The sequence below is a fragment of the Rhodococcus sp. KB6 genome, from assembly GCF_001445685.1.
GTDB lineage: Bacteria > Actinomycetota > Actinomycetes > Mycobacteriales > Mycobacteriaceae > Rhodococcus_F > Rhodococcus_F qingshengii.
In genome coordinates, this window is record NZ_LNAK01000120.1 from 21,587 (window position 1) to 30,238 (window position 8,652).

Here is an 8,652-nt window from a genome sequence, read left to right on the forward strand (position 1 = left end):
AGGGTCGCTGTCGCAGTTGTGCGACAGCAACCCTCGGATGAGTTGGATTCTCGATATGTCTAACGGAACAGGTTCGCGACGAACGGAATCGTGTCAGCCTGTGATTCGACCAAAGCGCCGCTGTGATCGGTGTTGTAGGTCTTGAACGTGACCGGTTCACCGTTGGCGACCAACGCTGCAACCAGCGAAAGTGCAGACGGTGCAGGGACATCCACGTCGAGCAAGCCCTGGCCGATGAAGATGGGGCGATCGTATCCACTGGTCGGTACACCCATGTAATCGTTCAGCAGACCCTGGAAGTTCGGGATCTGACTGAGCGGGCGGGAGAAGATGTCACCGAGGACCAGATCCTTGGATGCCTCGTCCAGGTCTGCGGCGCAGAGCTTTTCGGCCGAGTCGACCTTTTCCCTTCCCAAGTCGTTCAGGTAGGAATTCAAGTCGATCTCGGGGTGCGCTTCCCGCAAGCCCGCGAGGATGTAGAGCGCGTACGACGTCAACCCGCCGCCGAGGGCGATGGGAGGGAAGCCCGGACCGGCAGGCAGGAGGGTCAACTCGATGTTGGCCGGCACTCCGGTACCCACGCCACCGCGGTAGTCGAGCGAATCCCCTCCATACTCGGTTGCGTAGCGGGCCGTCGTGATGGCCGCACCGCCGCCCTGCGACTGCCCGACCACTGCCCAACGATTCGAGATCGAGGAGTCGATGACCCGTGCCGCCTTGACCGAGTCGACTACGCTGTGCGCCTCCACCTTTCCGTCGAGGTACGGCATCAGCCCTGGTGTACCCAGACCGACGTAGTCGGTGGCGACGACGGCGTAGCCCTCGGAGAGCCAACGCCCCAGGTAGGGGTAGTCACGCTCGGGCAGGCCAGGACCGACCAGCGTAGGGGCACAGGAATCGTCGAGTCCCGTGGTGCCGTGCGCCCAGGCGATGACGGGCCACCCGCCTTCCGGTGCCGGACCGGCCGGGACGTAGTACGCGCCACTGCTCAGCGCAGGCCCGCCGTTGGAACCGATGGTCCAGTACGTGAATCGCTTGGCGTCGGCGGTACCCGGAATCCACAGATCTTTCGGTAGCGGCTCACTCGACACCACAGTGCCGGTGGCTTGCGACGCGCTCGGTGCCTGTGCGGACGCGATGGGCGCAGCAACGGCGGAGCCGATCGTTGCAGCACAGAGGGCTGCGATGGATATGCGGGCAAACGACTTCGACTGGAATTTCACGTCTGACGACTCCGGTTCGTGCGGTGGGCGACCTCGTTGGACGTTATCGTAGATTTTGTTTAACCGATCGGTCAAGCAAAATCTTGCAGCTTCGTGAAACGTATATGTCGAGATTCCGGCCCCAACTCCGACCTAGCATCGAACCGCACGAAAAAACAGTAGGAGGATGTGTCCATGGCACACGTACAGCGTTTCGACCACATCGGCATCACCGTCACGGACCTCGAATCAGCGACGGCATTCTTCGTCGGTCTGGGTCTCGAGGTGGAGGGCACCGGATCCGTGGAGGGTGAGTTCGTGGAAACCGTCTGCGGTATCCCTGGAGCCAAGTGCGAAATCGCCATGCTGCGCCCGCCGGGCGAAGGATCACGGCTCGAGCTCTCGTCCTTCGTCACGCCCGAGCACGTACCCGGATCGCCTGCTCCGATGGCCAACGAGATCGGGATACGCAACGTGTCTTTCGAGGTGGGCGATCTCCAGGTTGCGGTCGACGCGGTGGCTGCGGACGGTTACGGACTCATCGGCGGGATCGGCGAGTACGAGAACAGCGTGCGCATGGCCTACGTCCGGGGGCCTGAAGGGATCATCGTGTCCCTGTTCGAGCAGATCGCCTGAAGCGTCACGGCATTCGGAGCGTCAGATCGCCTTCCAGGAGCTGGCCAGAGCGCCCATCGCAGCCGCGAATTCGGCGAACGCCGCGTCGATTCTGACGCGGTCACCGGTGGTCACCAGATCGAGCGTCAACCCGCGAATCTGCGCCAACACGATCGTCGCGTAGCGATCAGCGCGATCGGGTGGACATCCGTGCGCGAGCGCAGCTTCCGCCAAACCACCCAACCAGTCCCCCACCACATGGTCGAGAAACTCGCGATACCGCTCCGGATGCAACAACGCCTGTCCGTAGATCTCGAACATCAAGCGAAAGTTCGGCAACGATTCCGCTGATGTGCGCCCATTCCAGTAACTCGTCAACATCTCGACGATGTCGGTCCCGGAAGAGATGTCGAGAGAAGAGCTGTCTCGCAGGGTGGCAACTACTTCAGTGAGCAGTTGTTCCTTCGAACCGAAATGATGGATGAGTGTCGCATGACTGATCCCCAGATCCTTGGCCAATGGCCGCATGGACAGTTCACCGACGCCGTTCGCCGTGACGTACGCGGTTACCTGCTCGAGCAATTCGGCACGGCGATGCTGGTAACGCAGTTTCCGGCCGTCGATCGGCGTGCTGTCCTCCACCTGCAGGAGCCTACGCAGTACCGGAAACACGGCAGTACCGGAAACACGGCAGAACCGGTTACACGGTGACGTGGTGGCGATCCGATCGACTGATCGTCACAGCGGCGACGACAACTCCGATCACCACGCCGATGAGAGTGTCCGCGACGCGAGCCACTGCCGCTTCGGTCCCGATCGGAGCACTGAAACCGATGAGGAGCAGTGCCATCGGGGTGACGGCCAGTGATGTCAGTGCATAGTTCTTGATCACGAGCAGCTCAGCAGCAGTCTGCAGAATCACGACCACGGCAACCGCTTGCCAGTAGCCGAGCGTCAATGCGATGAGAGCAGCAGCGACGACGGCGCCACCGACATTTCCCACCAACCGCTGAATCCCACGCTGGACGGTCTGCTTGTAGTTCAGCCCCTGCATCGCGGCGATGGCACCCATCGACGCCCAGAGCGGATGCTCCAACCCGGCTCCCGCCGCGAGCCAACCGGCCAGAGCCGACGCTGCCACGATGCGGAGAGCATTCATCCGCACCGGGCGCGAATACAGCCGATTCAATCCTTCGAGAAAATAGCCTTCGGGCGCGGCCAGGTTCTTTGCCGGTGCGAGATCGTGTTCGATCATGCTGGAACGCTTGAGCTTCCGAAGCTCCTTCTCGTGCCGAGCAATGCTGCGAATCAGGGTGGCGTCGCCGTGCAACTGCCACTCCTGAACTGCCGCTTCTGCTTCGTCGAGCACCGCCACCAGTTCGCGTCCGTGATCGACGGTCGACTTGATCCGGCCACTCGACGCAATAACCAAGCGGGCGTTGGCAATCGATCCGAGCGCCGGTTCCACTCCGCCTGCGCCGGACTGTTCGAGACGCCCCACCGCAGAAACTGCACGGGCAACTGCCAGGCGGGCAGGTCCCATCGGCAGTACGAGCGCTGGGAGCATCGCGGCCGCCCAACCGACCAGAACTCCGAGCGCACCGGCAGTGACCAACCGCGCCAAATCATCAACGCTGGAGGCATATCCGGCTGCACCGGTCGCCGCGAAGACGAGGATGACGGGCCCTGGTCCGGTGATCCGGAAGCCCGACATGAAGCAGTACGACGCACCCGCAAGCAAAGAGAGGATGCCGATCTGCAACCACATCGGAACGCCCGCGACACCCATGGCGCCGCCGAAGGCAATCGAAACCACCAGTGCAGCACCCACCATTGCCAGCTTGCCGGCCAACCGTGGATACGGCTCGTACCTGCCGAACGCGGCGCACAGCGCGCCCAAGGCCGCGAAGCCGGCCAATTCCCGATGCCCGAGCAGTCCGCCGACCACGAGGACTACGGCGGTGGCGAGCCCGACCCTGATCGCGGGGGCGATGGTCGCGTCGGCAGATCCGACGCGAAAAGCCGCTCGCCACGTCGCCCCGGAGACGGTATGTGCAATGGCTTCACTCGAATGAGTGAGACGGCTGGGCGTCCTGGCTGCGGTTTCGGTTCGGCTCACCCAATCAGCATACATTTATTTCACTAGTAAATTACTTGTGAAGTAATGTGAATTCTGTCGCTAAGATAGGGACATGGGCGCGGCGAACAGATCCGAAGACGACTTCATCGACAAAGTCCGTCGCGAATGGAAGCGCGCCTACCCCGAGTTCGACACTGCTCCCGTCGAGGTGATGGGCCGGATCGCCCGCATCAACGCGCAGTCTCTTCACCAGCTCGACCGCGCACTGGCGTCCAGCGGGGTCTCTCGCGCCGAATTCGACGTGATGAGTGCACTTGCTCGCAGTGACCGTCCCCTGCGGGCGAGCGAAGTCACCGCCGTCACGATGGTCAGCGGCGCCGCCACCACAAAACACGCAGACCGCCTGGCCAAGCTGGGCTTTGTCGAGCGTCAGCGCTTCGAACACGACGGACGAGTGGTTCTGCTTCAACTCACCGATGCCGGTCGCGCATTGGTCGAGGCAGAGTTTCCCCGACGCGTCGAGCGAGACCGTCAAGTACTCACCGGACTCGACGAGGACGAACGTGCCCAACTGACGGCACTGCTCAAACGCATCTCACTCAACATCGACTCGGGGATCTGGGACTGACCTACTTCGGCAGCGGCACGTTCTGCAAACGCACCTGACCGCGCGCCACCTCTTTGCCCGATTCCGGATCGGTGATGACCACCGACCACAACTGCTGAACCCGGCCCTGCTGTATCGGCACAGCCACGACGTCCACGCGCCCACCCGTACGCGCCCGCAGGAAATCCGTTCCGTTGTGCACTCCGACGGCAAATTCGCCACGGTCCGCCACTGCAGTGCTGGCCCCGATGCTCGCGGCGGACTCGACGGCGGTCGTGTAGACACCGCCGTGGACTACGCCCCACGGCGTGTGATGCTCCTCGGACAGATCGATGTGCCCGACAACCTTCGTGCCGGACACCTCGTCCAGTTGCAATCCGGCAGCGCTGACAAATCCGCTTGCTGCCTCGAGATTCAATTCCGTCATGACGACCCCTCATCTGCTCCGTTGGATTTCTCGACCTACCTTCCGCCCTCGAATACATGCCGTCAAGTGCTAAGTTGGAATTCCGAACTAACATTTCTAACTAACAGGGGCCCAGAGATGACGGCGACAAAAGGACGCAACTGCTCCATCGCCAACGCCTTGGAGGTCGTCGGCGAGAAGTGGTCACTGTTGGTGCTCAGAGAAATCGCCCTCGGGCAACGACGGTTCGACGAGATCGCCGCGGGCACGGGTGCGAGCCGCGACATCCTCGCCGCGCGTCTACGCACCCTTGTCGACGCCGACGTCCTCGCGAAGCGACGCTACGAAGACCATCCACCGCGCTACGAATACGTCGCCACCGAATCAGGGAAGGCGCTCTATCCCATTCTGATGGCGCTCATGGAATGGGGGGACGCCTTTGCGACGACGGGTCCACCGCCAACCGTCGTCGAACACCGTTGCGGTGAGATCCTGCACGCCCAAGTTGTGTGCGCGCACTGCAAAGAGCCGCTGGCCGCCAAAGACGCGCATGTAGTCGAACTCTCGCCGCCTGCTCGATAGCGTCAGCGTCCGGGCGGAAACCCGCCTGTTGCGATCGGACCCCAGGAGTCGACGGTGACGCGGATCAGGCTCTTACCCTGCTTGCGCATGGCTTCGCGGTACTCGTCCCAGTCGGGATGATCACCGGCGATGGATCGGTAGTAGTCGACCAACGGTTCCACCGAGTCCGGGAGGTCGATCAACTCCGCGGTTCCGTTCACCTGGACGTACGGGCCGTTCCACTCGTCGGAGTGGACACACAGAGACACCGCCGGGGTGCGGCGGACATTCGCGGCCTTGGCCCGTTCCGGGTACGTGGAGATGACGATCCGACCCTCGTCGTCGACCCCGCACGTCACCGGAGAGATCTGCAACTCGCCGGATTTCTTCACCGTGACGAACGTGGCCCGATGGCGCGGCCTGATGAACTCGAGGAGTTCGGCAAACGACACACGATCTGCGCTGGCGATCTTGGACATGACCTCAGCCTAATTCGATTTACGAACTGACGCTCAGGGCATCTCGATGGTCTGAGCACGTGCGATTTCGCCGATTGCACGAATGATGTACGCGCTCTGAGCTTTCTTCACTCCGGTCGACAAACTCCCGATGACCAGAACCGCCGAACGCAGGTACGCGCCGTGCCCGATACGGAACGAATCGTCTTCCAGATCCGAGATCCCGAGCGCCCCGGTGTAGACCGCAGCGAGCGCCTGCACGTCCAGATCCGGCAGCCACACGATCGTGGACTTGGCGCAGGCGGTGAGCGCATCCTGCACGTCCTCGCTGGACAAGCCGTCCGGATGCGTGTCCTCGAGCAATTCGCGCACGATCGCCGCGTGAACCGAGCTGACCTGCTCGAAAGAGAGCCCGCGCAGTTCCTCGACAGCCACGAGTAGTCCGTCACGATTTGCCGCCCGCACCGCGGCGAGTGCGTCGGCCGTGGCATCGGCGATGTCACGGGCGACCTTCGGCCAATGCGTCGGCCAGCTCTGTTCTGGCGTCCGCTGTTCTGGCGTCATCGTGGTATCTCCTCGGTCCTCGTGTTCATGCGGAAGCCTTCCACATCCCACCGACAGGCCAGGCGATCCGTCAGCGCAGCCGCTCCAACAAGGACATTGCGTTGTGCGGCGCAAAGCCTTTCATGTCGTTGTCGAAGTAGACGTACACGTCGAGGCCCTCGTCCATCCAATCCCGAAAGCGCTTGGACCACTTGTCCAGAGCTTCGTCGGTGTACCCACTCGCATACAGTTCCTTGTCCCCGTGCATCCGCACATAGACAAAATCGGCAGTAGGAGTGGTGATGCGGGGATACCTGCCGGCTGTGTCTGCGACGACAAAACCGATGGAGTGCTCGCGCATCAGGTCCACGGCTTCGTCGGTCTCGAAGCTGGCGTGCCGCGCTTCCACTGCGTAGCGAATCGGCACGTCCCTCTCGGTCTGGGCGAACACTCGGTCTTCGGTGAGTTTGTCGTCGTGCTGCGCTGCCAGATCGGCTGCAGCCTGAGTGGTACGGGGAAGACCGTCGAAGAAGTCGGCCAATCGCTGCGATTCGAACTGCAGCGTCGGAGGTAGTTGCCACAGAATCGGCCCGAGCTTGGGGCCGAGGGCGAGCGTTCCGGCGGCAAAGAAGTTGGCGAGTCCGTCACGGGCGTCGAGCAGCCGTTTCATGTGTGTGATGTACCGGCCGCCCTTGATCGCGAACACAAAATCTTCGGGAGTTTCGCTGCGCCATTTGGTGTAGCTTTCCGGCTTCTGCAGCGCGTAGAACGAGCCGTTGATCTCAATCGACGTCAATCTCTCTGCGGCATAAGACAATTCTTTGCGGTGAGCAAGACCTTTCGGATAGAAATCTCCGCGCCACGCGGGATACGTCCACCCGGAGATACCTACCCGAATATCTGCCATCGATTCAGACTAAGCGGCACTCGAGCGTTTTGGCACTCCGTGTTTCAAACTCCGGCGCTGAGCGCGACGGATACCGGTACGACGGTCAGGCACACCACCGCACCGATGAACAACGCGATCACGAGGCGACGGTCCCACTTTCCGCGTGCACCACTGGCAGCGAGCATGAAGATCACAAAACCCACACACACGGACACGATAGTCACGATCACCGGAGTTCCAACCATGCCGTGATTGTCCCCTACCCATTGCCACCGAGCGCCCTACGGGTACACGATCGAAGTACCCATCCCGAGCTAGGAGTGGAAATGCCGAAATACCTCTGGCAAGTGACGTACTCACCCTCCGGCGCCGCCGGTCTGCAGCAGGAGGGAGGCACTGCGCGGCGCGACGCGATAACGCGAATGGTCGAAAGCATCGGTGGCACTGTCGAATCCTGCCACTTCGCACTGGGCGGTCACGACATGTTCGTGATCGGCAACCTGCCGGACGACGTCGCGGCAGCCGCATTGAGCATTCGCACGGCTGCGGCAGGTGCAGCACGCTCGGAGTCGATCACACTGCTCACGCCGGAGCAGATCGACGAGGCAGTCAAGCGACCGACCGACTACCGCGCGCCGGGCAAATGACGACGGAAGGAATAGATCCCGGCAGCAGCCGAGTTGCACCCGCTGTGACGGAGACTACGAAAACACCTGACCTGGGCACCTACGGAATCTGGCGAGGAGCGGCTGGTTTGCCGCCCGAGCTGGGAACTGCGATCGAGAAACTCGGTTTCGGCACCATCTGGATCGGCGGCTCCCCACCCGCCGATCTACGGATCGCCGAGAAACTTCTCGACGCGACCGAGCACATCACCGTGGCAACCGGAATCGTCAACATCTGGTCCTCACCTGCGGCTGAGGTGGCGGAGTCCTATCACCGACTCGAAGCCGCGCACCCGGGGCGATTCCTGCTCGGCGTAGGCGTCGGACATCCGGAAGCGACCGGCGACTACACCAAGCCGTACGCCTCGCTCGTGTCGTACCTCGACGAACTCGACGCGGCCCAGGTCCCGGAGGCGCGGCGCGTCCTCGCCGCACTGGGGCCGAAGGTGATGAAACTGTCCGCCGCTCGCGCCGCCGGCGCGCATCCGTACCTGACCACCCCCGAACACACGGCCGAAGCTCGCGAAATCCTCGGCCCTTCGAAGATCCTGGCCCCCGAGCACAAGGTTGTCCTGGAAACCGATCCGGAGAAGGCCAGAGCAATCGGTCGCCCCGCCGTCGCCAAC

The 8,652-nt window shown here is 62.5% G+C and carries 13 protein-coding genes; 5 read left to right on the forward strand and 8 right to left on the reverse strand.

Annotation, left to right across the window (positions count from 1 at the left end):
* Positions 1–59 precede the first annotated feature (59 nt).
* Positions 60–1,223, reverse strand: coding sequence for a S9 family peptidase (locus ASU23_RS16465; protein WP_058038278.1), 1,164 nt, complete (start codon positions 1,221–1,223; stop codon positions 60–62).
* A gap of 174 nt (positions 1,224–1,397) precedes the next feature.
* Between ASU23_RS16465 and ASU23_RS16470 the strand changes: the two genes are divergently transcribed.
* On the forward strand, positions 1,398–1,838 hold the full coding sequence (locus tag ASU23_RS16470; RefSeq protein WP_058038279.1) for a VOC family protein: 441 nt from the start codon (positions 1,398–1,400) through the stop codon (positions 1,836–1,838).
* Between the two features lie 21 nt (positions 1,839–1,859).
* Here the strand turns inward: ASU23_RS16470 and ASU23_RS16475 are convergent, their stop codons facing one another.
* A complete protein-coding gene (locus ASU23_RS16475) occupies positions 1,860–2,459 on the reverse strand; it encodes a TetR/AcrR family transcriptional regulator (RefSeq protein WP_003940389.1) in 600 nt (199 codons plus the stop codon).
* A 58-nt stretch (positions 2,460–2,517) separates the two neighbouring features.
* Complete coding sequence (locus ASU23_RS16480) at positions 2,518–3,951, reverse strand: FUSC family protein (RefSeq protein ID WP_058038280.1); 1,434 nt, start codon at positions 3,949–3,951, stop codon at positions 2,518–2,520.
* A gap of 58 nt (positions 3,952–4,009) precedes the next feature.
* Here ASU23_RS16480 and ASU23_RS16485 point away from each other — a divergent pair, with 58 nt between their 5' ends.
* A complete protein-coding gene (locus tag ASU23_RS16485) occupies positions 4,010–4,525 on the forward strand; it encodes a MarR family winged helix-turn-helix transcriptional regulator (protein ID WP_003940222.1) in 516 nt (171 codons plus the stop codon).
* Position 4,526: 1 nt separating this feature from the next.
* Here the strand turns inward: ASU23_RS16485 and ASU23_RS16490 are convergent, their stop codons facing one another.
* Entirely contained in the window at positions 4,527–4,931 is a 405-nt protein-coding gene (locus ASU23_RS16490; RefSeq protein ID WP_003940256.1) for a PaaI family thioesterase, read from the reverse strand.
* 117 nt (positions 4,932–5,048) lie between these two features.
* Here ASU23_RS16490 and ASU23_RS16495 point away from each other — a divergent pair, with 117 nt between their 5' ends.
* Entirely contained in the window at positions 5,049–5,492 is a 444-nt protein-coding gene (locus tag ASU23_RS16495; RefSeq protein ID WP_030536494.1) for a helix-turn-helix domain-containing protein, read from the forward strand.
* A gap of 2 nt (positions 5,493–5,494) precedes the next feature.
* Here the strand turns inward: ASU23_RS16495 and ASU23_RS16500 are convergent, their stop codons facing one another.
* From ASU23_RS16500 to ASU23_RS16515, 4 genes are all read right to left on the reverse strand, one after another.
* Positions 5,495–5,950 carry a PPOX class F420-dependent oxidoreductase gene (locus ASU23_RS16500; protein ID WP_058038281.1) on the reverse strand — a complete coding sequence of 152 codons (456 nt, stop codon included), beginning with the start codon at positions 5,948–5,950 and terminating at the stop codon, positions 5,495–5,497.
* A 33-nt stretch (positions 5,951–5,983) separates the two neighbouring features.
* Complete coding sequence (locus tag ASU23_RS16505) at positions 5,984–6,493, reverse strand: hypothetical protein (protein ID WP_030536492.1); 510 nt, start codon at positions 6,491–6,493, stop codon at positions 5,984–5,986.
* A 70-nt stretch (positions 6,494–6,563) separates the two neighbouring features.
* Positions 6,564–7,379: a DUF72 domain-containing protein gene (locus ASU23_RS16510; protein WP_030536491.1), complete on the reverse strand. Its 816-nt coding sequence runs from the start codon at positions 7,377–7,379 to the stop codon at positions 6,564–6,566.
* A 44-nt stretch (positions 7,380–7,423) separates the two neighbouring features.
* Positions 7,424–7,606, reverse strand: a complete 183-nt coding sequence (locus tag ASU23_RS16515) for a hypothetical protein (RefSeq protein ID WP_003940600.1) — start codon at positions 7,604–7,606, stop codon at positions 7,424–7,426.
* Between the two features lie 81 nt (positions 7,607–7,687).
* Between ASU23_RS16515 and ASU23_RS16520 the strand changes: the two genes are divergently transcribed.
* Positions 7,688–8,008, forward strand: coding sequence for a GYD domain-containing protein (locus tag ASU23_RS16520; protein ID WP_007729728.1), 321 nt, complete (start codon positions 7,688–7,690; stop codon positions 8,006–8,008).
* Between the two features lie 44 nt (positions 8,009–8,052).
* The coding region (locus ASU23_RS16525) for a TIGR03620 family F420-dependent LLM class oxidoreductase (protein ID WP_058038467.1) at positions 8,053–8,652 on the forward strand (600 nt) is incomplete at its 3' end.

Excerpts from the sequence above, each read along its gene's own strand:
- ASU23_RS16470 (WP_058038279.1), top strand. The coding sequence starts at position 1,398 with ATGGCACACGTACAGCGTTTCGACCACATCGGCATCACCGTCACGGAC.
- ASU23_RS16480 (WP_058038280.1), bottom strand. The coding sequence starts at position 3,951 with ATGTATGCTGATTGGGTGAGCCGAACCGAAACCGCAGCCAGGACGCCC.
- ASU23_RS16485 (WP_003940222.1), top strand. The coding sequence starts at position 4,010 with ATGGGCGCGGCGAACAGATCCGAAGACGACTTCATCGACAAAGTCCGT.
- ASU23_RS16490 (WP_003940256.1), bottom strand. The coding sequence starts at position 4,931 with ATGACGGAATTGAATCTCGAGGCAGCAAGCGGATTTGTCAGCGCTGCC.
- ASU23_RS16495 (WP_030536494.1), top strand. The coding sequence starts at position 5,049 with ATGACGGCGACAAAAGGACGCAACTGCTCCATCGCCAACGCCTTGGAG.
- ASU23_RS16500 (WP_058038281.1), bottom strand. The coding sequence starts at position 5,950 with ATGTCCAAGATCGCCAGCGCAGATCGTGTGTCGTTTGCCGAACTCCTC.
- ASU23_RS16505 (WP_030536492.1), bottom strand. The coding sequence starts at position 6,493 with ATGACGCCAGAACAGCGGACGCCAGAACAGAGCTGGCCGACGCATTGG.
- ASU23_RS16510 (WP_030536491.1), bottom strand. The coding sequence starts at position 7,379 with ATGGCAGATATTCGGGTAGGTATCTCCGGGTGGACGTATCCCGCGTGG.
- ASU23_RS16515 (WP_003940600.1), bottom strand. The coding sequence starts at position 7,606 with ATGGTTGGAACTCCGGTGATCGTGACTATCGTGTCCGTGTGTGTGGGT.
- ASU23_RS16520 (WP_007729728.1), top strand. The coding sequence starts at position 7,688 with ATGCCGAAATACCTCTGGCAAGTGACGTACTCACCCTCCGGCGCCGCC.